The organism is Sphingomonas kyeonggiensis (assembly GCF_030812785.1).
In the GTDB taxonomy this organism is placed as follows: Bacteria; Pseudomonadota; Alphaproteobacteria; order Sphingomonadales; family Sphingomonadaceae; genus Sphingomonas; species Sphingomonas kyeonggiensis_B.
Genome location: NZ_JAUSTJ010000001.1, coordinates 1,001,200 through 1,024,408, shown reverse-complemented (window position 1 = coordinate 1,024,408; position 23,209 = coordinate 1,001,200). Strand labels below are relative to the sequence as shown.

General features: G+C 67.1%; 27 protein-coding genes and 1 pseudogene. 19 read left to right on the top strand and 9 right to left on the bottom strand.

Annotated features, from left to right (window positions below; translation table 11 throughout):
- Positions 1–116 precede the first annotated feature (116 nt).
- From J2W22_RS05115 to J2W22_RS05100, 4 genes are all read left to right on the top strand, one after another.
- Positions 117–911, top strand: a complete 795-nt coding sequence (locus tag J2W22_RS05115; protein ID WP_307117175.1) for a thymidylate synthase — start codon at positions 117–119, stop codon at positions 909–911.
- A 113-nt stretch (positions 912–1,024) separates the two neighbouring features.
- A complete protein-coding gene (locus J2W22_RS05110; protein WP_307117174.1) occupies positions 1,025–1,495 on the top strand; it encodes a dihydrofolate reductase in 471 nt (156 codons plus the stop codon).
- Positions 1,492–2,661 carry a dipeptidase gene (locus J2W22_RS05105; RefSeq protein WP_307117173.1) on the top strand — a complete coding sequence of 390 codons (1,170 nt, stop codon included), beginning with the start codon at positions 1,492–1,494 and terminating at the stop codon, positions 2,659–2,661. The genes J2W22_RS05110 and J2W22_RS05105 overlap by 4 nt, the downstream gene beginning before the upstream one ends.
- Positions 2,662–2,812: 151 nt before the next feature.
- The gene (locus J2W22_RS05100) at positions 2,813–3,736 is read left to right on the top strand and encodes a bifunctional riboflavin kinase/FAD synthetase (protein ID WP_307117172.1); all 924 of its coding nucleotides are present in this window, start codon (positions 2,813–2,815) and stop codon (positions 3,734–3,736) included.
- On the opposite strand, the gene J2W22_RS05095 is transcribed toward J2W22_RS05100, so the two are convergent.
- Positions 3,733–3,948 carry a hypothetical protein gene (locus J2W22_RS05095; RefSeq protein ID WP_307117171.1) on the bottom strand — a complete coding sequence of 72 codons (216 nt, stop codon included), beginning with the start codon at positions 3,946–3,948 and terminating at the stop codon, positions 3,733–3,735. The genes J2W22_RS05100 and J2W22_RS05095 overlap by 4 nt on opposite strands.
- Positions 3,949–4,058: 110 nt before the next feature.
- On the opposite strand from J2W22_RS05095, the gene ileS reads away from it, so the two are divergent.
- Genes ileS through J2W22_RS05080 form a run of 3 tightly spaced genes read left to right on the top strand, consistent with a single transcriptional unit; the run spans position 4,059 to position 7,853 of the window.
- Entirely contained in the window at positions 4,059–6,881 is a 2,823-nt protein-coding gene (ileS, locus tag J2W22_RS05090; protein WP_307117170.1) for an isoleucine--tRNA ligase, read from the top strand.
- Positions 6,878–7,447: a signal peptidase II gene (lspA, locus tag J2W22_RS05085; RefSeq protein WP_373422939.1), complete on the top strand. Its 570-nt coding sequence runs from the start codon at positions 6,878–6,880 to the stop codon at positions 7,445–7,447. Before ileS ends, lspA begins: the two co-directional genes overlap by 4 nt.
- Entirely contained in the window at positions 7,440–7,853 is a 414-nt protein-coding gene (locus J2W22_RS05080) for a DUF3035 domain-containing protein (protein ID WP_307117168.1), read from the top strand. The genes lspA and J2W22_RS05080 overlap by 8 nt, the downstream gene beginning before the upstream one ends.
- 117 nt (positions 7,854–7,970) lie before the next feature.
- Here J2W22_RS05080 and J2W22_RS05075 read toward each other — a convergent pair whose 3' ends face one another.
- The 4 genes from J2W22_RS05075 to J2W22_RS05060 form a co-directional block, all read right to left on the bottom strand.
- Positions 7,971–8,765 carry a TorF family putative porin gene (locus J2W22_RS05075; protein ID WP_307117167.1) on the bottom strand — a complete coding sequence of 265 codons (795 nt, stop codon included), beginning with the start codon at positions 8,763–8,765 and terminating at the stop codon, positions 7,971–7,973.
- A 251-nt stretch (positions 8,766–9,016) separates the two neighbouring features.
- On the bottom strand, positions 9,017–9,481 hold the full coding sequence (locus tag J2W22_RS05070; RefSeq protein ID WP_307117166.1) for a RidA family protein: 465 nt from the start codon (positions 9,479–9,481) through the stop codon (positions 9,017–9,019).
- A 24-nt stretch (positions 9,482–9,505) separates the two neighbouring features.
- Positions 9,506–10,123, bottom strand: a complete 618-nt coding sequence (locus J2W22_RS05065; RefSeq protein WP_307117165.1) for an HAD family hydrolase — start codon at positions 10,121–10,123, stop codon at positions 9,506–9,508.
- Positions 10,120–10,386, bottom strand: coding sequence for a DUF3572 domain-containing protein (locus J2W22_RS05060; protein ID WP_307117164.1), 267 nt, complete (start codon positions 10,384–10,386; stop codon positions 10,120–10,122). Before J2W22_RS05060 ends, J2W22_RS05065 begins: the two co-directional genes overlap by 4 nt.
- A gap of 38 nt (positions 10,387–10,424) precedes the next feature.
- On the opposite strand from J2W22_RS05060, the pseudogene J2W22_RS05055 reads away from it, so the two are divergent.
- A pseudogene (locus J2W22_RS05055) lies at positions 10,425–10,784 on the top strand (response regulator); the annotation flags it as partial.
- A 147-nt stretch (positions 10,785–10,931) separates the two neighbouring features.
- On the opposite strand, the gene rpmG reads toward J2W22_RS05055, so the two are convergent.
- Positions 10,932–11,099, bottom strand: a complete 168-nt coding sequence (gene rpmG / locus J2W22_RS05050; RefSeq protein WP_025560997.1) for a 50S ribosomal protein L33 — start codon at positions 11,097–11,099, stop codon at positions 10,932–10,934.
- Positions 11,100–11,417: 318 nt separating this feature from the next.
- Here rpmG and J2W22_RS05045 point away from each other — a divergent pair, with 318 nt between their 5' ends.
- Together J2W22_RS05045 and J2W22_RS05040 are read left to right on the top strand one after the other, a co-directional pair.
- Complete coding sequence (locus J2W22_RS05045) at positions 11,418–11,981, top strand: TMEM165/GDT1 family protein (RefSeq protein WP_307117163.1); 564 nt, start codon at positions 11,418–11,420, stop codon at positions 11,979–11,981.
- 98 nt (positions 11,982–12,079) lie between these two features.
- Complete coding sequence (locus tag J2W22_RS05040) at positions 12,080–12,577, top strand: Dps family protein (protein ID WP_307117162.1); 498 nt, start codon at positions 12,080–12,082, stop codon at positions 12,575–12,577.
- 94 nt (positions 12,578–12,671) lie between these two features.
- On the opposite strand, the gene J2W22_RS05035 is transcribed toward J2W22_RS05040, so the two are convergent.
- Positions 12,672–13,007, bottom strand: coding sequence for a hypothetical protein (locus tag J2W22_RS05035; RefSeq protein ID WP_307117161.1), 336 nt, complete (start codon positions 13,005–13,007; stop codon positions 12,672–12,674).
- Positions 13,008–13,042: 35 nt separating this feature from the next.
- Positions 13,043–13,888: a metallophosphoesterase gene (locus J2W22_RS05030; RefSeq protein WP_307117160.1), complete on the bottom strand. Its 846-nt coding sequence runs from the start codon at positions 13,886–13,888 to the stop codon at positions 13,043–13,045.
- Positions 13,889–13,937: 49 nt separating this feature from the next.
- Between J2W22_RS05030 and J2W22_RS05025 the strand changes: the two genes are divergently transcribed.
- The 4 genes from J2W22_RS05025 (at position 13,938) to J2W22_RS05010 (ending at position 18,173) form a co-directional block, all read left to right on the top strand.
- Positions 13,938–15,515 carry a cisplatin damage response ATP-dependent DNA ligase gene (locus J2W22_RS05025; RefSeq protein WP_307117990.1) on the top strand — a complete coding sequence of 526 codons (1,578 nt, stop codon included), beginning with the start codon at positions 13,938–13,940 and terminating at the stop codon, positions 15,513–15,515.
- Between the two features lie 61 nt (positions 15,516–15,576).
- Positions 15,577–16,869 carry a metal-dependent hydrolase family protein gene (locus J2W22_RS05020; protein ID WP_307117159.1) on the top strand — a complete coding sequence of 431 codons (1,293 nt, stop codon included), beginning with the start codon at positions 15,577–15,579 and terminating at the stop codon, positions 16,867–16,869.
- 39 nt (positions 16,870–16,908) lie between these two features.
- Positions 16,909–17,346, top strand: a complete 438-nt coding sequence (locus tag J2W22_RS05015) for a hypothetical protein (protein ID WP_307117158.1) — start codon at positions 16,909–16,911, stop codon at positions 17,344–17,346.
- Complete coding sequence (locus J2W22_RS05010) at positions 17,343–18,173, top strand: DMT family transporter (protein WP_307117157.1); 831 nt, start codon at positions 17,343–17,345, stop codon at positions 18,171–18,173. The genes J2W22_RS05015 and J2W22_RS05010 overlap by 4 nt, the downstream gene beginning before the upstream one ends.
- A gap of 292 nt (positions 18,174–18,465) precedes the next feature.
- Here the strand turns inward: J2W22_RS05010 and J2W22_RS05005 are convergent, their stop codons facing one another.
- Positions 18,466–19,284, bottom strand: a complete 819-nt coding sequence (locus tag J2W22_RS05005) for a cold-shock protein (RefSeq protein ID WP_307117156.1) — start codon at positions 19,282–19,284, stop codon at positions 18,466–18,468.
- Positions 19,285–19,494: 210 nt separating this feature from the next.
- On the opposite strand from J2W22_RS05005, the gene J2W22_RS05000 reads away from it, so the two are divergent.
- The 5 genes from J2W22_RS05000 (at position 19,495) to lptB (ending at position 23,113) form a co-directional block, all read left to right on the top strand.
- A complete protein-coding gene (locus J2W22_RS05000; RefSeq protein ID WP_307117155.1) occupies positions 19,495–20,334 on the top strand; it encodes a TerC family protein in 840 nt (279 codons plus the stop codon).
- A gap of 9 nt (positions 20,335–20,343) precedes the next feature.
- A complete protein-coding gene (locus tag J2W22_RS04995; protein WP_307117154.1) occupies positions 20,344–20,964 on the top strand; it encodes a ribonuclease D in 621 nt (206 codons plus the stop codon).
- Positions 20,964–21,608 carry an LPS export ABC transporter periplasmic protein LptC gene (lptC, locus tag J2W22_RS04990; protein ID WP_307117153.1) on the top strand — a complete coding sequence of 215 codons (645 nt, stop codon included), beginning with the start codon at positions 20,964–20,966 and terminating at the stop codon, positions 21,606–21,608. The genes J2W22_RS04995 and lptC overlap by 1 nt, the downstream gene beginning before the upstream one ends.
- Before the next feature lie 3 nt (positions 21,609–21,611).
- Positions 21,612–22,211 carry an LptA/OstA family protein gene (locus tag J2W22_RS04985; RefSeq protein WP_307117152.1) on the top strand — a complete coding sequence of 200 codons (600 nt, stop codon included), beginning with the start codon at positions 21,612–21,614 and terminating at the stop codon, positions 22,209–22,211.
- A gap of 125 nt (positions 22,212–22,336) precedes the next feature.
- Positions 22,337–23,113 carry an LPS export ABC transporter ATP-binding protein gene (gene lptB / locus J2W22_RS04980; protein ID WP_307117151.1) on the top strand — a complete coding sequence of 259 codons (777 nt, stop codon included), beginning with the start codon at positions 22,337–22,339 and terminating at the stop codon, positions 23,111–23,113.
- The last annotated feature ends 96 nt before the right edge of the window (positions 23,114–23,209 follow it).

The following is a 23,209-nucleotide window of genomic DNA, read 5'->3' as shown; positions in this document are numbered from 1 at the left end:
CACCGCCAGCCGTCGCATCGAAGCGCGACCGCGTCCGCTCCGGACGAAGCTTTTCTCCACAATGGATTATAACTCGTCCGCTTGGCGGCGCCGGAGCGCGGAGCTAGGCTGCACCCATGCAGCAGTATCTCGACCTGATGGACCGCGCGCTCAACCACGGCGCCAAGCAAATGGACCGAACCGGCATCGGCACGCTGAGCGTGTTCGGCCACCAGATGCGCTTCGACCTGTCACAGGGCTTCCCGCTGCTCACCACCAAGAAGCTGCATCTCAGGTCGATCATCATCGAGCTGCTCTGGTTCCTGCGCTGCGACACCAATGTGAAGTGGCTGCAGGAGCGCAAGGTCAGCATCTGGAACGAATGGGCCGACGAGAATGGCGATCTCGGCCCGGTCTATGGCAAGCAGTGGCGCGACTGGGAGGCGGCGGACGGCCGCCATATCGACCAGATCAAGGAGCTGATCGAGACGCTGAAGACCAATCCCGGCTCGCGCCGCATGGTCGTCTCGGCCTGGAACCCCGGCGAGCTCCACGCCATGGCACTGGCGCCCTGCCACTGCCTGTTCCAGTGCCATGTCGCCAATGGCAAGCTGAGCCTCCAGCTCTACCAGCGCTCGGCCGACATTTTCCTCGGCGTGCCGTTCAACATCGCCAGCTATGCGCTGCTGACCCATATCCTCGCCCAGCAGGCGGGGCTGGAAGTGGGCGACTTCGTCTGGACCGGCGGCGACTGCCACCTCTATTCGAACCATCTCGACCAGGCCCGCGAACAGCTGTCGCGCACGCCCGGCCAGATCCCGCGGCTGGAGATTCTGCGCAATCCGGGCTCGATCGATGCGTACGAGTACGAAGACTTCGTGATCCACGGCTACGAAGCCCAGCCGCACATCAAGGCCCCGGTGGCGGTGTGATCCATCCCCCCTTCCGCTTGCGGGAGGGGCCGGGGGAGGGCATGTCCTCCCCTTATGAAGTTCGAGGACACCCCCTCCCCTAACCCCTCCCGCAAGCGGAAGGGGAACAAGGGATGATCACCTTCCATCTAGCCCGCGCCGACAATGGCGTGATCGGCGTCGACGGCCAGCTGCCCTGGCGCCTGCCCGCCGACCTCAGGCGCTTCAAGGCGCAGACCATGGGCAAGCCGATGATCATGGGGCGCAAGACCTTCGACAGCTTCCCCGCGCCCTTGCCCGGCCGCCGCCACATCGTGCTGACCCGCGACACCGGCTGGCATGCCGAGGGTGCCGAAGTCGCCCACTCCCCAGCCGAGGCGCTGGCGCTCGCCGGCGATGGCGAGGTCGCGGTGATCGGCGGCGCGGAGATATTCGCGCTGTTCACCGCCGACCGGATCGAGCTCACCGAAGTCCATGCTTCCCCCGAAGGCGATGCCGTCGTCCCCGCTTTCGGGGTTGAATGGCACGAGGTTGCGCGCGAGGATTTCGGCGAAGAAGCGGGGCGCCCTGCCTACAGCTTCGTGACGCTGGAGCGGATGGGATGAAGAAGAAGATCCTCTGGGGAGTGCTGATCGTGCTGTTGCTGGCCGCGGTCGGCTTTTTTGGCTTCGCCCCGGGGATCGTCGAAGGCAGCATGAACAAGGTGGTGCCGGTCAAGCTGGCCAAACCCAGCGACGCGGTGAAGAAGCTCCACGCCTCGCTCCAGATCGCCGACATGCATGCCGACACGCTGATGTGGCGCCGCAGCCTGCTCGATCGCTCTAACACCGGCCAGGTCGATCTGCCCCGGCTGCTCGAAGGCAATGTCGCGCTCCAGGTCTTCTCCTCGGTCACCAAGACCCCGAAGCACCAGAATTACGATTCGAACCCCGGCGACACCGACAACATCACGCTGCTGACCATCGCGCAGCTCCAGCCGCCCAGGACCTGGACCTCGCTGCTCGAGCGCTCGCTGTTCCACGCCCGCAGGCTCGACCGCGCCGCCGCCGGATCGAACGGCAAGCTGCGCGTGATCCACACGCCCGCCGAGCTCGACCAGCTGCTCGCCGATCGCGCCCGCGGTAGGAAGGTGGTCGGCGGCATGCTCTCGATCGAGGGGCTGCAGGACCTCGAAGGCCAGCTCGGCAATCTCGACAAGCTCCACGCCGCCGGCTTCCGCATGGCCGGCCTCGCCCATTTCTTCGACAATGACGTCGCCGGATCGATGCACGGAGTGAAGAAGGGCGGGCTCACCCCGCTCGGCCGCCAGGTGCTGGCGCGGATGGAGCAGCTCGGCATGATCGTCGACATCGCCCATTCGAGCCACGAATCGGTCGCCGAGATATTGAAGCTGGCGAAGCGCCCGGTCGTCTCAAGCCATGGCGGCGTCCAGGCGACCTGCAAGGTCAACCGCAACCTGACCGATGACGAGATTCGGGGCGTCGCGCGCACCGGCGGCGTGGTTGGCATCGGCTATTGGGATGCGGCAGTCTGCGGCACCGAGCCGGCCAATGTCGTCCGCGCGATCCTCCACGTCCGCGACCTGGTCGGCATCGACCATGTCGGCCTCGGCTCGGATTTCGACGGCGCGGTCACCACCGGTTGGGATTCGTCCCAGCTGATCGCGATCACCGGCGGCCTGGTCGATGCCGGCCTCTCGCCCGACGACATCCGCAAGGTGATGGGTGGCAATGTGCTGCGCGTGATCCGCGCGGGGATCGTGGCGCAATAATCCCTCTGCCCGCGGGAGAGGGAGGGAGCTGCCGAAGGCAGCGGAAGGGTGAGGGTCGATCCTAGTGCATTCCTCACACCGCCCCTCACCCAACCCTCTCCCAAAGGGAGAGGGCTTTAAGAACCGAGACTCCCCCCCTATAGCCCCGCCCATGGAGCGTCTCGACGGCGGCGCGCCGGTCCCGTCCCGCTATCGGGGCGCGATCGTCGCGCTGGGGAATTTCGACGGATTTCACCTGGGGCATCAGGCGGTGGTGGGCCATGCGGTCGAGCGCGCGCGCGCCGAGGGGCGGCCGGCGATCGTCGGCACCTTCGATCCGCATCCGCAACGCTATTTCCGCCCGGACAGCCCCTGGTTCCGCCTGACCACCATGGACCAGCGCCAGCGCCTCCTCGCCGAAGCGGGCGTCGATGCGATGCTGGTCTTCCCGTTCAACGCCGAGCTGGCGGCGCTCAGCGCCCGCGACTTCGCCGAGGAGCGGCTGGTCGGCTTCCTCGGCGCCGGCGGCGTGGTCACCGGCAACGACTTCACCTTCGGCAAGGGCCGCGAGGGCGATGTCGCCACCCTGGCCGCGCTGGGCAGCGAGCTCGGCTATTCGGCCGAGACCGTCGCCCCGGTGCAGCTGGACGGCGAGACCGTGTCGTCGAGCCGCATCCGCGAGCATCTGCGCCAGGGCCGCCCGGCAGAGGCCGCCCGCTTGCTCACCCGCCCCTTTGCGATCGAAGGCGTGGTCCAGCATGGCGATCAGGTCGGCCGCACGCTCGGCTTCCCGACCGCGAACCTCAGCCTCGCCAATTATCTCCGCCCCGCCTACGGCATCTATGCGGTGCGCGGGCGCCTGCCCGATGGGCGCGTGGTCGGCGGTGTCGCCAGCCTCGGCATCCGCCCGACCTTCGAGCCGCCGGTCGAGCTGCTCGAGCCGTTCTTCTTCGATTTCTCGGGCGATCTCTACGGCCAGGTGATCGAGGTCGCGCTGATCGACTATCTCCGCCCCGAGGCGAAGTTCGATTCGCTCGATGCGCTCAAGCTGCAGATCGACCTCGACGCGGCCCGCGCGCGGGAAATCCTCGGCTAGCGCGCTGCGATCTGGTGCAGCCGGATCAGCCGGAAACGCACCCGGTGCCATTTGCTGAGGTCGTCCCAGCGCGATTCGTCGGTGGCCCGGGCGATCTCGGCATCGATCCGCGTCAGCGCCTCCCGCTCGGGAAGGAGCAGATACTGCCCGGCCAGCTCGGCGATCTCGTCGGTTGCACCGGGCCCAGGAAGGTTCTGGACCGGAATGTTCATGCCAAAGGGACGCCCAAGGGCCGTGCGCAGTTCCGAAAATTGAAGGTTAAGCCCGTGATCGGAACATCTGCTTTGCATGGGCGCCCGCTTCCTCTAATTCCCGCGCACGCATGACCGACCAAAAAGACTATCGCGACACCGTCTTCCTGCCGAAGACCGAGTTCCCCATGAAGGCCGGCCTGGCCCAGAAGGAGCCGGCCATCCTCGCACGCTGGGCGAAGATCGGGCTGTACGACAAGCTGCGCACGCAGCGCGCCGGCCGCACCCGCTTCATCCTGCACGACGGCCCGCCCTATGCGAATGGCGACATTCACATGGGCCATGCGATGAACAAGGTCCTCAAGGACATCATCGTCCGCTCGCAGAGCCTGATGGGCAAGGACGCGCCCTATATCCCGGGCTGGGACTGCCACGGCCTGCCGATCGAGTGGAAGGTCGAAGAGGCCTATCGCGCCAAGAAGCTCAACAAGGACGAAGTCGATCCCGTCGCCTTCCGCGCCGAATGCCGCGCCTATGCCGAGAAATGGGTCGGCGTGCAGCGTGCGCAGTTCGAGCGGCTGGGCGTGATGGGCGACTGGACCAATCCGTACCTGACGATGAACTTCGAGAGCGAGGCGATCATCGCCGGCGAGCTGCTCAAGTTCGCCGAGAGCGGCCAGCTCTATCGCGGCGCCAAGCCGGTGATGTGGTCGCCGGTCGAGAAGACCGCGCTGGCCGAGGCCGAGGTTGAGTATGAGGACATCACCTCGACGCAGATCGATGTGGCGTTCGAGATCACTGAGGCGCCGAACGCGCCGGGTATCCAAGCTCTCATCGATGCTGGTGAGAAGGTTTACGCGGTCATCTGGACCACGACCCCTTGGACGATCCCGGTCAACCAGGCGCTCGCCTATGGCCGTGACGTTGCCTACGATGTCGTGCCCTTCAATGGAGCACGGTATGTGATCGCTCGCGACCTGCAAGCGAAGACCATGCAGCGCTGGGGCTTTGACCCAACCGCCGATGGACCGCAGGATATCCTTCAGTATCTGGGTTCGGCTCTGGAGGGCGCCGTCGCCCACCACCCGATGCATAAGCTCGGCGGCTTCTTCGCCAAGCCGCGCCCGCTGCTCGCCGGCGACTTCGTCACCACCGATGCGGGTACCGGTCTCGTCCATATGGCGCCGGATCACGGCGAGGACGATTTCCTGCTCTGCAAGGCACACGGCATCGATCCAGTGTTCGCGGTCGACGCGGCGGGCATGTACCGGCCGGACTGGCTGTGGCTCGGCGGCCAGGGTTCGGTGATCAACAAGAAGTTGGTCGCCAGCGATGGCCCGATCTGCACCGATCTGCGCGAAGCGGGCGCGCTGCTCGCTGCCTCGGACGACTTCACCCACAGCTATCCGCACAGCTGGCGCTCCAAGGCCAAGGTGATCTTCCGCTGCACCCCGCAGTGGTTCATCCCGATGGACCGCCCCAGCACCGCCACCCACGACACCAGCTGGGACGACGAATCGCGCGAGGCGACCGCCTCGAACGGCGCCACCCTGCGCGGCATCGCACTCGATGCGATCGAGAACACTCGCTGGGTGCCGGAAAAAGCGCAGAACCGCATCCGTGCGATGGTCGAGGGCCGCCCGGACTGGGTGATCAGCCGCCAGCGCGCCTGGGGCGTGCCGATCGCGCTCTATGTCCACCGCCAGACCGGCGAGTATCTCCGCGATCCGGACGTGAACGCCCGCATCCTCGAGGCCTTCACCACCGGCGGCGCCGACGCCTGGTACCAGGGCGATCACCAGGCGCTGCTCGGCGAGAAATACGACCTCGCGCACTATGAGGTGATCACCGACATCCTCGACGTCTGGTTCGATTCAGGCTCGACCCACAGCTTCGTGATCGAGGCGCGCTACGGTGCCGGCACCCGCGCGAACCTCTATGTCGAGGGTTCGGACCAGCATCGCGGCTGGTTCCAGTCGTCGTTGCTCGAAAGCTCAGGCACGCGCGGCCGGGCGCCCTACGACGCGGTGCTGACCCACGGCTTCGCGCTCGACGGCAAGGGCAAGAAGATGTCCAAGTCGGAAGGCAATGTCATCGATCCCCTCAAGGAGATCGACCAGGGCGGCGCCGACATCCTGCGCCTCTGGGTCGCGCAGACCGACTATTTCGACGATGTCCGCATCGGTAAGGAAGTGCTTGCCGGCACCGGCGACGCCTATCGCAAGGTCCGCAACACCTTCCGCTACCTGCTCGGCGCGCTCGACGGCTTCGGCGAGGCGGAGCGCCTGCCGGTGGCCGAGATGCCCGAGCTCGAGCGCTACATCCTCGCCAAGCTCGTGGAACTGGACGCGGAGCTGCGTTCGGCCGCGGAGGCGTTCGAGTTCAACCGCTACAGCCGCGCGCTGACGGATTTCATGAACGAGGACCTCTCGGCCTTCTTCTTCGATATCCGCAAGGACTGCCTCTATTGCGAGGCCGAGACGAGCCCCAAGCGCCGCGCCTATCGCACCGTGCTGGACGTGCTGTTCCACGCCCTGGTCCGCTATGCCGCGCCTATCCTCGCCTTCACCGCCGAGGAAGTGTGGCAGGGCCGCTTCCCGAGCGAGGACGAATCGGTCCACATGCTCGAATGGCCGGTGCTGCCGGAAGGCGCCTCGGTCGAGAGCGACTGGGTTGCGATCCGCGCGCTGCGCCAACAGGTGACCGAGGCGATCGAGCCCTATCGCCGCGAGAAGCAGGTGCGTTCCAGCCTCGAGGCCGAAGTCACCGTGCCCGCGCTGCCGGCATCGGAAGCGGACCTCACCGAGCTGTTCATCGTCTCGAAGGTGAGCAAAGGTGACGCGGTCACGGTCGTGCCCACCCAGCGCCATAAATGCGGCCGCTGTTGGCGGCATCTCCCGGAAGTTGCGCAGGACGGCGCCTTGTGCGACCGCTGTGCCGGGGTGGTGGAATGAACGTGACTCGTGGAATCGGCTTTGCCGTGGCGGCTCTGGTTTTCGTCATCGATCAGGTGACGAAGCTGTTGGTCGTGCGCGCGCTCGGTGTCGATCTGGCGTTCGTCCAGTCGCTGATCCAGCAGAAGCTCGGCCTGGACGGGCTCAACCATGTCCAGGAAGTGCTGCCGATCTTCGACCTGCGCTTCGTCGCCAATATCGGTGTGTCGCTCGGCCTGTTCGCCGCGAACAGCGACGCGACCCGCTGGATGCTCGTCGCGCTCACCGGCGCGATCGCCGTGGGCGTGGTCTGGTGGATGTTCCGCGAGAAGAAGCTGCCCGATGTCTGCGCGCTCGGCCTGGTGCTGGGCGGTGCGCTCGGCAACATCCTCGATCGCGCGCGACTCGGCTTCGTCGTCGATTTCGCCGACCTGCATTTCGGGACATGGCGCCCGTTTTTGGTCTTCAACGTCGCCGATGCGGCGATTACCATCGGCGTGCTGATCCTGTTGATCCGCGCGCTCCTCGTGCGCGATAAGGCCGCAGGCGACAGCCCGGCCGCTGTGGAGAATGAAGTCAATGCGTAAGACCGTTACCATCGTGAGCGCGATCGCGCTTGCGGCCTCGCTCTCCGCCTGCGGCAAGAAGGGCTATGATCGTGCGCGTCCGGACGAGTTCGCCGTCGCCCGCCAGGCGCCGCTGGTGATCCCGCCCGATTTCGCGCTGGTCCCGCCGCAGCCGGGCGCCCCGCGTCCGCAGGAAGGCAACCCGGCCAACCAGGCGCTCGACGCGATGTTCGGCGGCTCGGCGGCGCGCAGCCCCGGCGAGCAGGCGATCATGGACCAGTCGGGCAGCACCGGCGCCGACCAGAGCGCCCGCTCGACCGCCGGCAGCCCGAACACCAGCGTCGTCGACAAGGGCACCACCACGCGTGACATCGTCGCGGCGCCCGAAGGCGACGGCAAGGACGCCAAGGCCAGCACGCCGCAGTAGAAGCGGCCGGCCTCAAGGGGCCGCCTCCAGCGCACATGAAAAAGCGCCGGTCCGCATATGCGGGCCGGCGCTTTGCTATGGCGAAGAGCGCGCGTGGTGCTCCCCATCCTCCCAGATTTAGAAAGCGACGCTCACCGAGCCGAGGATACCGCCCTTGGCGGCGTCCTTGCCGCTCGGCGTGATGAAGGTCGTGTCGGTGTCGACATAGTTCACGCCGAAGGTCAGCGACTTGTAGGTGAAGGTCGCGCCCACGCCCCAGTCGGTATATTCGTCGGTCGGGCCCGACAGCCAGCTCGGACCCCAGGTGTGGCCGAGATGGGCGGTGAGGCCGATTGGCGTCTTCGGGATCGCGACCGACAGGTCGCCGGCCAAGTAGAAATTGTCTTCCTTCTTGAGCAGGCCGGTCTGGCCCTGGTCGATCGCCAGCGCCTTCTGCTTCGGCGCGTAGTTACCCGTCACCTTCCCAGTGACCGGACCGATCGCATAGGAGACCGAGGCATAGGGCTCGACGAAGTCCGAGGCGCTCTTGTCGCCGGCGAAGCCCGGCCGGGTGCCCGGATAGACATAATAGAGCGCGCCGACATCGACGGTGACGCCGCCGTCGAACGCATGCTTGTAGCCGGCGATCAGGTCGATTTCCTGATGGGCGGTGCCGTGCACGGTCACATAGTCGTCGATCGAGGAACCCCAGACCGAGACGTAGAAGCCCGATGCGTGGCTCACGGTGATGCCGCCCTGCACGGCGAAATTGCCGTCGGTCTGCGAGATACCGCGGAACTTGTAATCGCTGACGACGCCGACGCTGCCGCTGACGGTCACGGCGGGGGGCGGATCGGTCTGGTCCTGAGCCATTGCCGGCGTTGCGGCAACCGCAGCCGCAAGGGCGGCGAGGCTGATCATGGTGTAGCGCATGGAATACCCTTCCCGTTTATTCAAAAGGGTTCCCGCCTGCTGCCCCCGGTGCTGCGTCATTGCCTCATGGGCCTGCGCTGCTTGCGGCGACATCCGTTCCTTGCCGCACGCCGCTGCAGCGCACAACATTAATTGCTGTTCCGTCACGGGATCGTGACGAACTGTTGCTGCGCGGCCACAGCGTCCAAAACGGAACCGGCCCGCTTCCCGGGTTGGGAAGCGGGCCGGCATTCTAACCGAAATAGGGTGGATCAGCGGATCTGGACGATCGCGTCGATCTCGACGGCGGCACCCAGCGGCAGGGTGGGCACGCCCACCGCACTGCGGGCATGCTTGCCGTCATCGCCGAACAGCGCCTGCATCAGCTCCGAGGCGCCGTTGGCGACCTTGGGCTGGTCGGTGAAGTCGGCGGTGGAGTTGACGAACACGCCGAGCTTGACGATCCGCGCGACCCGTGCCGTGTCTCCGTTCAGATACTTCTTGATCTGCGCGACCAGCATCAGCGCGCAGCGCTGCGCGGCCTCGGCGCCATATTCCAGGTCCCGGTCCTCGCCGAGCCGGCCGGTCATCAGCGCACCGTCCTTGAACGGCAGCTGGCCCGAGATGTGGAGCAGGCCGCCGGCCTCCACCACGGGGACATAGGCGGCGACGGGCGCCGCGGCTTCGGGAAGGGTGAGGCCGAGCTCTTCGAGCTTGCGATCGATTGCAGTGGTCATGGTCCTCGCTCAATCACTGGTGGTTCAAAGCGTCAAGCCCGCGAAACGGGCTTCGATCCAGCCCCGGGCATCGCGCCAGTCGTCGATCCGGGCATGGGCATGCGGCGCCCTGGCGACATTGGGCGCCAGGCTCGGCTCGGCGACCATGTGCAGGCGGAACACCTCCGGCGCGTGCTTGGCGACCGATTCGTGGTGCACCGCCAGGTCATCGACGAACACGGCGACGCTGGGCGCGAATTCCTCGATCAGCCGCGCGACCGGCGAGCCCTTGCCGCCCTGGTTGCACTCCACCCGGTGCGCGATCCCGTGATTCGCCAGCTGGGCGATGCGGTGATCGCGGCAATGGTCCTGCAGGTTGGTGAGCACGACGATATCGGCCTGCTCGGCCAATGCGGCCAGCGCCTCGCGGGCATGCGGCACCAGGGTCTGGCGCTCCATCTCGGCGGGGAAGAAGCCGTCGAGCAGCCCCCACATCTCCTCGCGCGCGATCACCGACGAATCGCCGCGGCGGCGCATCGAATTGGCGAAGTCCGCGCCGTCGGGGTTGAAGTCGATGTCATGGGTCTCGCCCAGCCACACGCCGAAATGGCGCACCATGTGGAGCAGGACTTCGTCGCAATCGGTGATCAGCAGCGGCTTCATGATCTTTCCAGCGTCGCCCGGGCGGCGACCAGTTGTTCGGGGCTGATATCGAGCGCCTCGGCGCAGGCGACAAGGTCGGGCTCGTAGGATTCGAGGAAGCTCAGCGTGGCCGCGAGCAACGTCGCCTCGCCGGCCCGGGCGCGCAGCTCGGACGGGTCGAGTCCGGTCAGGTCGAGCAGGCGCCGGGCCCGCGATTCGTCGCCCAGCGTCCAGACAAGTGCCTGCAGCGCCAGCGCTTCCGCATTTGTTTCCGCGCTCGCCATAGCCTACATCGCCCAAATTGGTCCCTGGGGGTTAGCGCGTGGCAAAAAGGGTGCTCGTTGTCGAGGACAACGAACTCAATCTGAAGCTGTTCTGCGACCTGCTGCGCGCGCACCAGTTCGAGGCGGAGCCGGTGCGCGACGGGCGCGAGGCGGTGGTGCGTGCCCGCGATTTCGATCCGCAGCTGGTGGTGATGGACATCCAGATGCCGCACATCACCGGCCTGGAGATCATCCAGCACATGAAGCGCGATCCCCAGCTGCGCGCCATCCCGATCATGGCAGTGACCGCCTATGCCGGCCGCGACGACGAGGAGCGGATCCGCGCCGCGGGCGCCAATGCCTATGTCTCCAAGCCGATCGGCCTGGTCCGCTTCATGGAGGAAGTGCGCGCGCTGATGCCGGCCGAATCGCCGGCGCCCGAGGCATCGGCACCCGAGGCTCCGGCAACGGGCACAGAAGAAGCCCCGCAGCCTAAGGGCCCGGGGCTTCTCTTCTGATCGGTCCCCGCACGCGGCGGGGACGGGCAAGCCGGGCCTAGGCCTGGCTTACTTGATCTTGGCTTCCTTGAACTCGACATGCTTGCGCACGACCGGGTCGTACTTGCGGAACGAGAACTTCTCGGTCTGGGTACGCGGATTCTTCTTCGTGACGTAGAAGAAACCCGTGTCCGCCGTGCTGACGAGCTTGATCTTGACAGTGGTCGGCTTCGCCATGACCCAAAACCCTTGATTCTGTAAAAAGAAAAGAGCGGCACGCTGAGGCGCACCGCTGCCAGACGCGGGCAACTGTGCGATTCTCTGCCAAAAGTCAAGGCTGGGAGGAGCAGGTCATCGCCTCTCCCCATATTCTTCGTCACCCCGGACTTGTGCCGGGGTCCACCGGGAGGCGAATTCCGGACAGGAGGCGGTAGGACAGACCGCGCGGCCTGGTGGACCCCGGCACAAGGCCGGGGTGACGGGAAAGCCGCATTCCCACATGCTTCACACGCATTTAACCCTGCCCGGACACAATGGCCGCCGAAAGGGAGGCGCATGGAAGCTCTGGTCCCGGCCTTCCTTCTGGCCGCACTCACCCAGCTCTGCGACAAGCCGGCGATGCTCAGCGCGATCCTCGCCGATCGCTATGGGCGGCCGCTCACCGTGGCGATCGCCGCCGGCCTCGCGCATGCCGCGGTCAATTTCGCCGCCGGGCTGGGCGGCCTGCTGGTCGCCCCGATGATGACCCCCAATGCCCGCGCGCTGCTGCTCGCGCTCGCTTTGATCTTCGGCGCGCTCGGCACGATCGGATCGGCCAGGGTGAAGGACCGGCTGGCCGGCTGGAAGCTCGGCTCGGTCCTCACCCCCTTCCTCGGCGTGCTGATTCTCGCTTTTGGGGAGAGCACGCCCTTCTTCACCCTCGCCCTCTCCACCGGCGGCCAGCCCTGGTTCGCCGCCGCGGGCGCCTCGATCGCCTGCTTCGCCGTGGCGTTCGTCGCCGCCGTGCTCGGCGAGCGGATCTGGCAGGCGGCACCCTGGCGCTGGCTGCGTATCCTCAGCGGCGTCGGCTTCCTCGTCGCCGGCTGCTGGATCGGCGTCGATGCGCTGCGCCTGACCTGATCGATTTCTGAGATCGGGGAAATTGCAGGTGCATGGCCGGAACCGCGCACTATATCCCGTTCGTTGACCCTCCGAACCAATTCCCCAGGGAGACGAACATGGCAGATACCAACGCGGCGCTCCGCACCCCGACCGACCTCAACCGCAACGACACGAAGAGCGTCGCGGACGCGCTCAACAGCGCGCTGGCGGACTGCTTCGCGCTCTATTTCAAGACCAAGAACTTCCACTGGCACGTCTCGGGCCCGCATTTCCGCGACTATCACCTGCTGCTCGACGATCAGGCGGCGCAGATCTACGGCATCACTGACGCCATTGCCGAGCGCGTGCGGAAGACCGGCAACGTCACGCTGCGCTCGATCGGCGACATCGCCCGCCGCCAGACGCTGACCGACAATGATGCGGATTACGTGTCGCCCGGCGACATGCTGGCCGAGCTGCGCGAGGACAATCTCAAGCTGGTCGAGAGCTTCCGCACCGTGAAGCAGGCCGCCGAGGATGCCGGCGACAATGCGACCAGCGGGATCGTCGACGAATGGACCGACCAGGCCGAGGAGCGCGCCTGGTTCCTGTTCGAGGCCAGCCGCAAGGGCTGATGCCTTTTGCTGTTCAGCCAAAGCTGAACGATGCGGCCCGACGAAGCCGGACAAAAAACGGGGCCGGAATCAGGCGATTCCGGCCCCTTTTCTATTACTTCACCTTCGCCAGGTCGGCATCGAGCTTGGCGAGCAGCTCGTCGGTGATCTTGCCTTCCGAATAGGGGGCGACCCCGCGGAAGCTCATCGCCTTGAACTGCTCATAGGCGGGGTGCTTGTCGACATCGCCCAGCCCGTCGGCGACCAGCACCGCCTTGGCCGCCTCATTGGCGAACAGCGCCTCGATCGGTGTGTCGGCGCTGAACTTGGCGGCGGCAGCCGGGGCCGGCGCAGCAGCAGGCGCCGGAGTCGCGGCGGGCGCAGGCGCGGTCTGGGCGAAGGCAGCGGCCGGCAGGCAGGCGAGCGCGGCAGCGGTGAGAATGAGCTTCATTACTTGGAGTCCCCTCCGGTGGTGGAACGCTGAGCCTAACGCGCTTTTTGTGACGGCGCTATTGCTGCTGGCACGAGTGTAAGCAGCCAGACATCGGGTCTCGCACCCAGCCGGAACGGTACCGCGCTGGTCCCCAGCCCCGCTGTGACCACCACGGTCCGCTCGCCTTCGCTCACCAGCCCACAACGATAGCGCGCGCCGTACCGGCTGACCTCGGGCGCGACCGGATGGCCGAACAGCGTCACCTGCCCGCAATGCGTGTGCCCGGCGAGCAGCAGATGCGCATCGGCCGGCAGGTCCGGCGCGACGTCGGGCGAATGGGTGACCAGCACGATCGGCCTGTCCAGCGCCCGCGCCGCCTGCATCGTCGCCCGCACATCGGCATGGCCGGAGAAATCGTCGCTGATCCCGCCCAGCGCCACCGGTCCACGCAGCGCCGCGCTGTTCTCCAGCACGGTCACCCCTGCCCTGACGAGTTGCGCGCGCACTGCCTGTGCACCGGTCCAGTAATCATGATTGCCGAGCACCGCTGTCACGCCAAGCGGTGCCCGCAGCGCGCGCAACGGCTCCACCATCGCCGGCCCGAGCTTCGCCGCGCCCTGCGGATCGTGGCCGAAGATGAAGTCGCCCGCGATTACCACCAGGTCCGGCTTCAGCGCGTTCACCTGCGCGACGATCCGGCCAAGCCGTTTAGGCCCCATCGCGGCGGTGCCGACATGAATGTCGCTGAGCAGCACGATCTTCAACGGCTGCGCCAGCCCCGGCATCGCCACTTCGGCGCGGCGCACCACCGGATCGCTGGTCGCCTCCCGGAAACACCAGCCGAGAAACGCGGCGCCCAGAAAGGCCAGCGTGGCGAGAATCGCGAGGAGCTTGCGCATCAGAACATCGTAACGGGAGCGCATCGGCTGCGCTATGCGTTGCGCCATCATGCGTGCCTTTGCCGACCTGCTCGACAGCCTGATCTACACGCGCTCGCGCAACGCCAAGCTCAAGCTGATCGGCGACTATCTGCGCGCCACCCCCGATCCCGATCGCGGCTGGGCGATGGCGGCGCTCACCGGCACGCTCGACCTGCCGGCGGTCAAGCCCGCGCTGATCCGCGCGATGGTCGAGGCCCGCGTCGATCCGGTGCTCTACGCGATGAGCCGCGACTTCGTCGGCGATTCGGCCGAGACGATCGCGCTGCTCTGGCCCGAGCCGCCCGTGCCGCCAGAGGACAGCACGCCCCTCGCCCTCTCGCACGTCGTCGCCACGCTCGGCAGCATCTCGAAATCGGACGCCCCCGCGATCCTGGCATCGATGCTCGACCGGCTCGAGGCCGACGAGCGATTCGCCCTGCTCAAGCTCGCCATGGGCGCGCTGCGCGTCGGCATTTCCGCCCGCCTCGCCAAGACCGCGCTCGCCCAGGCCTTCGGGCTCGATGTCGATGCCGTCGAGGAGGTGTGGCACGGCCTGACGCCACCCTATGCCCCGCTGTTCGACTGGGCCGAGGGCCGCGGCGCCCAGCCGACCGCGCGCAACGTCCCCGTCTTCCGCCCATTCATGCTCGCCCACCCGCTCGAGGCCGAGAGCGTCGACCTCGCCGACTATGCCGCCGAGTGGAAGTGGGACGGCATCCGCGTCCAGCTCGTCCATGTCGCGGGCGAGACGCGGCTCTACAGCCGCGCCGGCGACGACATCACCCACAGCTTCCCCGAAGTGGCCAGCAGCTTCGCCGCCCCCGGCGTGCTCGATGGCGAGCTGCTGGTGAAGGGCGAGTTCCAGGGCGGGGAAGCCGCGAGCTTCAACGCGCTCCAGCAGCGCCTCGGCCGCAAGCAGGTCAGCGCGAAGACGCTCGCCGAATATCCCGCCTTCGTCCGCCTCTACGACATCCTGTTCGACGGCGAGCAAGACCTGCGCGAACTGCCCTGGACCGCGCGCCGCACCCGGCTGGAAAGCTTCGCCAGCCGCCTCGACCCCGAGCGCTTCGACGTCTCCGCCGTGATCGAAGCCGCCGACTTCGCCGCCCTCGAGGAGATCCGCGCCGGCGCCCGCGACGCGTCGATCGAGGGCGTGATGCTCAAACGCCGCGATTCGCCCTATGTCGCCGGCCGCCGCGCCGGGCTCTGGTACAAATGGAAGCGCGACCCGCTGATCGCCGATTGCGTGCTGATGTACGCCCAGCGCGGCAGCGGCAAGCGCAGCAGCTTCTATTCGGACTATACCTTCGGCGCCTGGACCCCGGAGGGCGAGCTGCTCCCCGTCGGCAAGGCCTATTTCGGCTTCACCGACGAGGAGCTGAAATGGCTCGACCGCCATGTCCGCAACCACACGGTCAATCGCTTCGGCCCGGTACGCGAGACCGACAAGACCCTCGTCCTCGAAGTCGCCTTCGATTCGATCCACGAATCGAAGCGCCACAAGTCCGGCCTGGCGATGCGCTTCCCCCGGATCAGCCGCATCCGCACCGACAAGCCCGCGCACGAGGCCGATACGATAGAGAGCCTGCGCAAGCTCGCTACCTGAGCGCCTCTCGACATCCCCGCGCACGGGCATAAGCTCCGCCCAACGAAAAAGGGGGGATGCCATGATCCGCAAATTGCTCGCCACCGCATTGCTCGTCACCGCGGGCACGGCCCAGGCGCAAACCTATGCCATCCAGGCCGGCCATGTGATCACCGATGCCTCCAAGCCGGCACGCGGCCCGTCGACGCTGATCGTCGAGAAGGGCCGGATCGTCCGGATCGAGGACGGCGCCACCGCGCCCGCCGGCGCCACCGTGGTCGATCTGCGCGGGAAGACCGTGCTGCCCGGGCTGATCGACGTGCATGTCCACCTCACCTTCAGCGCCGGCGAGCCCTGGTATCAGGGCCTGACCACCAAATATTCCGAGCCCTATGCCGCCACCGTCGGCCTGAAGAACGCGCTGGTCACCGCCCGCGCCGGCTTCACCACGGTGCGTGACCTGGGCGGGGCGGCCAATGCCAGCCTCGCGGTACGCGATGCGATCGCCGATGGCAGCTTCCCCGGCCCGCGCGTCCTCGTTGCCGGGCCGGCGCTGTCGATCATCGGCGGGCATGGCGACCAGACCACCGGCCTCGCCCCCGAGCTGCGCGACGCGATCGACCGGACCGGCGAGCAATTCTGGGTGTGCACCGGCGCCGCGGAGTGCGCCAAGGCGGTGCGCAAGCTGGCGGCGATGGGCATGGACGCGATCAAGTTCCACGCCACCGGCGGCGTGCTCGATCCCGGCGCGATGGGGCTGGAGCAGCATTTCACCGACGAGGAGATGAAGGCGATCTGCGACACCGCGCACCAGATGCACCTCAAATGCGCCGCCCACGCACACGGTGCGCGCGGGATCGAGGCGGCGGTGCGCGCCGGCGTCGATTCGATGGAGCACGGCACCTTCGCCGACGATGTCGACGTCCAGCTGATGAAGGCGAAGGGCACCTATTTCTCGGCGACGCTGATGGCGTTCAGCGGGCTGCAAATGTATCTCGGCAAGGGCATCTTCAGCGAGAATAGCGAGATCAAGGCCCGCCAGACACTCGATCAATGGGGCAAGGCGCTCAACCGCGCCTACAAGGCCGGGGTGAAGATCGCGCTGGGCACCGATGCCGCGGTCTATCCGCATGGCCGCAATGGCGAAGAGATCGGGCTGATGGTCTCCAAGGGCGGCATGAGCCCGCGCGACGCGCTGGTCGCCGCGACCAAGGGCGGCGCCGACCTGCTCGGCCTGTCCGCCGAGACCGGCACACTCGAACCCGGCAAGTCGGCCGACCTGATCGCGGTGGACGGCGATCCGCTCACCGATCCCGCCGCGGTGCTGCGCATCGGCTATGTGATGGTGCGCGGCAAGGTCGTGCCCTTGCAGTGAGGCGTTGCGCGCGCCGCCGCGCTGCGCCAGTCTCCGCTCATGGGGGAAGAACGCGTTCCGCTCCTGCCGCTTGTCGCCTGCGTCCTCGCCGGCCCGGTAGTCGCGTCGCTGCTGCCGGGCATCTTCGCCGCCGGGTCTAACCCGGGCGACAGCTTCCTGCGCATCTGGGGCACGCTGTCGCTGTTCGGCATCTGCTATGCCGCGATCGTCGGGGTGCCGCTCGCCTTGCTGTTCCTGCGGGATCCGGCGCTGCCCTGGCGGCGCTGGTTCGGTGCCGGGCTGCTCGCCGGGCTGCTGACCGCCGCCATCGTGCTCGGCTGGACCGCGCTGACCAGCACGCGCAACCTGATCGCCGGACAATGGGCCGAAGTGCAGGTTCTGACGCTCTGGATCGTCGTTCCGCTCGTCCTGCTCTCGGCAATCGTATCCAGAGTCATCCTCGCTCTGTGGCTGGGCCGCCGCCAGATCGAGTTGTGACCCCCGAATTCCTCGCCCCGGCGATGATGATCGCCTCGGGCTCGATCCATGCGGTGGTCAACGCCATCCTCAAGGGCGGCAAGGACAAGATGACCGGCCGCGCGATCATCGACGGGTCGAGCGCACTGATCCTCCTGCCCGCTACGCTGCTCGTGCCGCTGCCGGCCGGCGCCTGGGGCTGGCTCGGCCTCAGCGCGGCGATCCATTGCCTCTATCTCTACGCCGTGGTCCGCGCCTTCGAGACGAGCGACTTCTCCGCCGCCTATCCGGTGATGCGCGGCGTCGCCCCGATGCTCACCGCGACCCTCGCGATTCTCGTGTTCGGCGAGCATGTCTCGACACGCGAGATCGTCGGGATCGCGCTGATCGGCGGCGCGGTCGCGATGCTGGTGATCGGCCGCCATCTCGGCCGGGCCGGGCTCGGCTGGGCGCTGCTCACCGCGGCGATGATCGGCTGCTACACCGTTGCCGATGCCCACGGCGTGCGCGCGGCGCCGCGGCCGGTCAGCTATATCGTCTGGTCCTTCGTCCTGTCCGGCGGCGCGATCGTGACGATGTTCGGCCTCGCCTCGCGCGGCCGGATCTTCGCTGCCGCGCTCGCCCAGTGGAAGCCGGGCGTGACCGCGGGGGCGCTGTCGATCGTCACCTATGGCCTGGCGCTCAACGCCTTCGCCCTCGGCACCATCGCCCCGCTCGCCGCGCTGCGCGAGACGGGGATGGTGACTGCCGTGGCGATCGCGATCCTCTTCCTCGGCGAGCGGGTGACGCTCATGCGCGCGCTCAGCGTGCTGGGGATACTCGCCGGCGCGGCGCTGATCCTGGCTTAGGCGCCGGCACCCCCCACTCTTCTTTCCCCGGCGAAGGCCGGGGCCCAGTCCTTGAAAGTCACGCGCCTTGGCGCGTCTTCGCGCACGCTGAGTCTGGGCCCCGGCCTGCGCCGGGGAGAAGAATGTTGCCTCTCCACCCGGTGAGACCAATTCCCGCGTCCCGCGCCCACGCGAATCACCCGCTTCTCCGGCTCCGCGCGAATCGGTGAACCCACCCCGACTCGTCCCGCAAAGCAAAAGGGCCGGACGTTTCCGCCCGGCCCCTTCGTTTTACTTAGCCTGAAGGCTCGTCTCAGCTACCCGGCGTGAGGTTCACCGCCGCGTACTTGCCGCGACGATCGACCTCGAGCTCGAACTCGAGACGGTCGCCTTCATTGAGCGTCGGCATGCCCGCACGCTCGACGGCCGAGATGTGGACGAACGCGTCCGGCTGGCCGTCATCGCGCTGGATGAAGCCGAAGCCCTTCATCGCGTTGAAGAACTTGACCGTGCCGGTCGCCTTCTCGCCGGTCAGCTGGCGCTGCGGACCACCGCTGCCACGCTCGCCGCCGAAGCCGCCGCGATCACCGCCGCGGTCCTCGCGGGGCGCACGCTCTTCGACCGGCATCGGCTCGCCGTCGATCTTGAGCTCGGTGGCCGAGATGCGGCCGCCGCGATCGACGAGCGTGAAGCCGAGCGGCTGGCCCTCGGCCAGGCCGGTGAGACCCGCCTGCTCGACCGCCGAGATGTGCACGAAGACGTCCTCGCCGCCATCGTCACGGACGATGAAGCCGAAGCCCTTCTGGCCGTTGAAGAACTTAACGACGCCGGTGCCTTCGCCGATGACCTGCGGGGGCATCCGGTTGCCGCCGCCGAAGCCGCCACCACCGCCGCCGCCGAAGCCGCCGCCACCACCGCCGCGATAGCCACCGCCGCCACCGCCGCCGCCGAAGCCGCCGCGATCACCGCCATAGCCGCCGCCGCTGCGGAAACCGCCGCCGCCGCCGAAACCACCACGATCCTCAAAGCCGCCGCCGAAGCCGCCGCCACCAAAGTCATCGCCGCCGAAGCCATCACGCTTGTCGCGGCCACGTCCGCCGCGATCCCCACGGCGCCCTCTATCGAAACTCATGCCCTGTTCGTCTTCCCGGTTCGCCCAAAATCACAATCAAAAGCCAAGCGCCGGACGAAAAACGCAGGTCTTCAAGCGCAAAAAACTGCGCCATGGAATCGGTCATAGCCCAAAATCGAACAGCGAGCGAACGAAATTCGACTTGAACAGGGCGAACATCCGTTAACCGCGGCGCTTGCGCCACATTTCGTCGCAGGGCACGGTAGCAATATGGACGCGATCGTCGATTTGCTCGCCAGTCCGGCCGCCTGGGTCGCACTCCTCACGCTCATCGTGATGGAGGTGGTGCTCGGCATCGACAATCTCATCTTCATCTCGATTCTCTCGAACAAGCTGCCCGAGGGCCAGCGCCAGCGCGCGCGCCGAGTCGGCATCAGCCTCGCCCTGGTCATGCGCCTCGCCCTGCTCACCGGGATCAGCTGGATCATCAGCCTGAAGAACACCGTGTTCTCGCTCGGCATCTACGGCCCGCTCGATTCGCACGGCGAGCGCGCCTTCGAGACCGATTTCTCCTGGAAGGACCTGATCCTGCTCGCCGGCGGCCTGTTCCTGATGTGGAAGGCGACAACCGAGATCCACCATTCGGTCGATGCCGACGAACCGGGCGAGCAGGACCAACTGCTCGACAAGCACAAGGTCGCCTCGCTCACCTTCACCGCCGCGATCGTCCAGATCCTGCTGCTCGACATCGTCTTCTCGGTCGATTCGATCCTCACCGCGGTCGGCATGACCGAGCATGTGCAGATCATGTACGTGTCGGTGATCGTCGCGGTCGGCGTGATGCTGGTCGCCGCCGATCCGCTCGCCAACTTCATCAACCGCAATCCCAGCGTCGTCATGCTCGCGCTCGGCTTCCTGCTGATGATCGGCATGGTGCTGATCGGCGAGGCGTTCGGCGCGCACATCCCCAAGGGCTATATCTATACCGCCATGGCCTTCTCGGCGGCGGTCGAGGGGCTCAACATCTGGTCGCGGAACGCCCGCGCCCGCAAACAGGGGGTGAAACAACCGCAGCCTCCAGCCATTGAGCCCGGCGGCGAACGGAGCTAGGCGACCCGCATGACTGTGCATTTCCACGAAGAAGACATCCCCGAGGGCCTGTTCGCGCCGGGCGCCTCGATCGCCGTCGACACCGAGACGATGGGACTGATCACCCCGCGCGACCGATTGTGCGTCGTCCAGCTGTCCGACGGTTCGGGCGACGAGCATCTCGTCCGCTTCGGTCCGCGTTCCAGCTATGACGCGCCGAACCTGCGCATGCTGCTCGCCGATCCCGAGCGGCTGAAGCTCTATCACTTCGCCCGCTTCGACCTGGCGGCGATCCGCTTCTATCTCGGCGTCACCGCCGGCCCGGTCTATTGCACCAAGATCGCCTCGCGCCTGGTGCGCACCTATACCGACCGCCATGGCCTCAAGGACCTCGCCCGCGAGCTGGTCGGCGTCGAGATCTCGAAGCAGCAGCAGAGCTCGGACTGGGGCGGTCCCGAACTTTCCGAGCCGCAGCGTGAATACGCAGCGTCCGACGTGCGTTACCTGCACGCAATGAAGACCGAACTCGACAAGCGCCTCGAGCGCGAAGGCCGCACCGACTTGGCGCAGGCCTGCTTCGACTTCCTTCCGGCGCGTGCGGAACTCGATCTCGCCGGCTGGCCGGAAACCGACATCTTCGCGCACATCTGATGTCGGAAGTCGCCACACGCCTAAGATCACAAAAACGCGGCTGGGCGCATCCTGGCTCCGCGCATGATCGAGTCGTGCGGCTGTCGCTGATCTTCCTGCCCGTCGGCATCGGCGTGCTCTCGGCCTTCCTCGTCCTCGCACCGCTGCTCACCAAGGGTGAAGTCAGCTTCGTGCTCGACAAGAACAAGGTCGAGCTGTCGCCCGAGCGCCTCCGCCTCGAATCGGCGATCTATCGCGGCGAGGACGAGAAGGGGCAGCCCTTCCGCCTCAATGCGGGCTCGGCGATCCAGAAGAGCTCGTCCGAGCCGATCGTCCAGCTCCGCGACCTCGCCGCCGAGATCAAGCTGCCCGAGGGGCCGGCGACGCTGAAGGCCGATCGCGGCCATTATGATCTCGACAAGGAACAGGTCTCGTCCGACGGACCGATCCAGTTCCGGACGACCGACGGCTATACGCTCGACACCACCAACGCCACCGTCGACCTCAAGACCCGCAGGATGGAAAGCGGCGGCGCAGTCTCGGGCAAGACGCCGACCGGCGTGTTCAGCGCCAACAAGCTGACCGCCGACTTGGAAAACCGCACCATCTCCCTAGATGGCAATGCACGCTTGCGGATTACGCCCAAGCGCGCGAATAGGCGCTAGATCATGATCCGTGCGACTGCCCTGCTTCCGATCGGCTTCACGCTGGCGCTGCTCGCCGCATCGCCCGCGGCTGCCCAGCAGCGGCACGACAGCAATGCGCCGATCGATTTCGACGCCCAGCACATCGAGCTGCAGGACAAGAACAACCGCGTCATCCTCTCCGGCGGCGTCCGCATCAAGCAGGCCGAGATGACGCTCACCGGCGCGCGCGTCACCCTCGCCTATACCGGCCAGATCACCGACGGCTCGCCCGAGGTCTCGCGGCTCGACGCCGCCGGCGGCGTCACCGTCACTCGCCCGGACCAGAGCGCGAGCGGCCAGTATGCGGTATACGACGTCAACAAGCGGATCATCACCATGGTCGGCGGCGTCACGCTCAAACAGGGTCCGAACATCGTCTCGGGCGGTCGCCTGGTGATCAACCTCGACACCGGCCGCGCCACGATCGACGGCTCGGGCGTCGGCGGCTCGACCGCGGCGCCGGGCACCCCCGGCGTGCAGAGCCGCGGCGGCCGCGTCACCGGTCGCTTCTCGGTGCCCAAGCGCGCAAACGCCCCGGCGACCGCGCCCGCCCCCTCCGCAACCCCCGCGCCCAAGCAGTAATCGCCCTTTTTCCTCGGCACGCCGCGCGGGCTCTTCCCTTCCCGGTCGTCTTCATGCAGGAATCCTGCCAAACGGCCGCGGAGGAAACTCCACGGTAACGCGAACCGTCCATGCAGGGACCGAGTATGGCTGACGTCAACACCCTCGAAACCCCCGTCGCCGATCCGGCGCCGCTGCCCGACAAGGGCCTGGCCGTCGTCTCGATCGCCAAGTCGTACGACAAGCGCGTGGTCCTCACCGACGTGTCGGTCTCGGTCGGCCGCGGCGAGGTGGTCGGCCTGCTCGGCCCCAACGGTGCCGGCAAGACCACCTGCTTCTATTCGGTGATGGGGCTGGTGAAGCCCGACAGCGGCCGCATCATGCTCGATGGCGAGGACATCACCCGCCTGCCCATGTACCGCCGCGCGATCCTCGGCCTCGGCTATCTCCCGCAGGAAACCTCGATCTTCCGCGGCCTCAGCGTCGAGGGCAACATCTCCGCCGTGCTCGAGCTGGCCGAGCCCGACAAGGAAGCGCGCAAGCGCCGGCTCGACGAGCTGCTCGAGGAATTCGGCCTCACCCGCCTGCGCGCCGCGCCCGCCATGGCGCTGTCGGGCGGCGAGCGTCGCCGCGCCGAGATCGCCCGCGCGCTCGCCGCCGATCCGACGATCATCCTGCTCGACGAACCGTTCGCCGGCATCGACCCGATCTCGATCTCCGACATTCGCGACCTGATCATCCAGCTCAAGAAGCGCGGCATCGGCGTGCTGATCACCGATCACAATGTCCGCGAGACGCTCGACATCGTCGATCGCGGCTACATCATCTATGACGGCCGCGTGCTCTTCGCCGGCGCGCCGAACGACCTCGTCAAGGACGAGAATGTCCGCCGCCTCTATCTCGGCGAGAGCTTCGAGCTGTAGGTCATGAAAGGCGGCGCCTTTCATGACCGTCATCCCGGCGAAAGCCGGGATCTCAGGCCATATCGCACGCACCCGCCGCACGAGACCCCGCCCCGG

Bases quoted from the DNA above. Each gene is read 5' to 3' on its own strand.
- J2W22_RS05115 (WP_307117175.1), top strand. From the start codon at position 117: ATGCAGCAGTATCTCGACCTGATGGACCGCGCGCTCAACCACGGCGCC.
- J2W22_RS05110 (WP_307117174.1), top strand. From the start codon at position 1,025: ATGATCACCTTCCATCTAGCCCGCGCCGACAATGGCGTGATCGGCGTC.
- J2W22_RS05105 (WP_307117173.1), top strand. From the start codon at position 1,492: ATGAAGAAGAAGATCCTCTGGGGAGTGCTGATCGTGCTGTTGCTGGCC.
- J2W22_RS05100 (WP_307117172.1), top strand. From the start codon at position 2,813: ATGGAGCGTCTCGACGGCGGCGCGCCGGTCCCGTCCCGCTATCGGGGC.
- J2W22_RS05095 (WP_307117171.1), bottom strand. From the start codon at position 3,948: ATGAACATTCCGGTCCAGAACCTTCCTGGGCCCGGTGCAACCGACGAG.
- ileS (WP_307117170.1), top strand. From the start codon at position 4,059: ATGACCGACCAAAAAGACTATCGCGACACCGTCTTCCTGCCGAAGACC.
- lspA (WP_373422939.1), top strand. From the start codon at position 6,878: ATGAACGTGACTCGTGGAATCGGCTTTGCCGTGGCGGCTCTGGTTTTC.
- J2W22_RS05080 (WP_307117168.1), top strand. From the start codon at position 7,440: ATGCGTAAGACCGTTACCATCGTGAGCGCGATCGCGCTTGCGGCCTCG.
- J2W22_RS05075 (WP_307117167.1), bottom strand. From the start codon at position 8,765: ATGCGCTACACCATGATCAGCCTCGCCGCCCTTGCGGCTGCGGTTGCC.
- J2W22_RS05070 (WP_307117166.1), bottom strand. From the start codon at position 9,481: ATGACCACTGCAATCGATCGCAAGCTCGAAGAGCTCGGCCTCACCCTT.
- J2W22_RS05065 (WP_307117165.1), bottom strand. From the start codon at position 10,123: ATGAAGCCGCTGCTGATCACCGATTGCGACGAAGTCCTGCTCCACATG.
- J2W22_RS05060 (WP_307117164.1), bottom strand. From the start codon at position 10,386: ATGGCGAGCGCGGAAACAAATGCGGAAGCGCTGGCGCTGCAGGCACTT.
- rpmG (WP_025560997.1), bottom strand. From the start codon at position 11,099: ATGGCGAAGCCGACCACTGTCAAGATCAAGCTCGTCAGCACGGCGGAC.
- J2W22_RS05045 (WP_307117163.1), top strand. From the start codon at position 11,418: ATGGAAGCTCTGGTCCCGGCCTTCCTTCTGGCCGCACTCACCCAGCTC.
- J2W22_RS05040 (WP_307117162.1), top strand. From the start codon at position 12,080: ATGGCAGATACCAACGCGGCGCTCCGCACCCCGACCGACCTCAACCGC.
- J2W22_RS05035 (WP_307117161.1), bottom strand. From the start codon at position 13,007: ATGAAGCTCATTCTCACCGCTGCCGCGCTCGCCTGCCTGCCGGCCGCT.
- J2W22_RS05030 (WP_307117160.1), bottom strand. From the start codon at position 13,888: ATGCGCAAGCTCCTCGCGATTCTCGCCACGCTGGCCTTTCTGGGCGCC.
- J2W22_RS05025 (WP_307117990.1), top strand. From the start codon at position 13,938: ATGCGTGCCTTTGCCGACCTGCTCGACAGCCTGATCTACACGCGCTCG.
- J2W22_RS05020 (WP_307117159.1), top strand. From the start codon at position 15,577: ATGATCCGCAAATTGCTCGCCACCGCATTGCTCGTCACCGCGGGCACG.
- J2W22_RS05015 (WP_307117158.1), top strand. From the start codon at position 16,909: ATGGGGGAAGAACGCGTTCCGCTCCTGCCGCTTGTCGCCTGCGTCCTC.
- J2W22_RS05005 (WP_307117156.1), bottom strand. From the start codon at position 19,284: ATGAGTTTCGATAGAGGGCGCCGTGGGGATCGCGGCGGACGTGGCCGC.
- J2W22_RS05000 (WP_307117155.1), top strand. From the start codon at position 19,495: ATGGACGCGATCGTCGATTTGCTCGCCAGTCCGGCCGCCTGGGTCGCA.
- J2W22_RS04995 (WP_307117154.1), top strand. From the start codon at position 20,344: ATGACTGTGCATTTCCACGAAGAAGACATCCCCGAGGGCCTGTTCGCG.
- lptC (WP_307117153.1), top strand. From the start codon at position 20,964: ATGTCGGAAGTCGCCACACGCCTAAGATCACAAAAACGCGGCTGGGCG.
- J2W22_RS04985 (WP_307117152.1), top strand. From the start codon at position 21,612: ATGATCCGTGCGACTGCCCTGCTTCCGATCGGCTTCACGCTGGCGCTG.
- lptB (WP_307117151.1), top strand. From the start codon at position 22,337: ATGGCTGACGTCAACACCCTCGAAACCCCCGTCGCCGATCCGGCGCCG.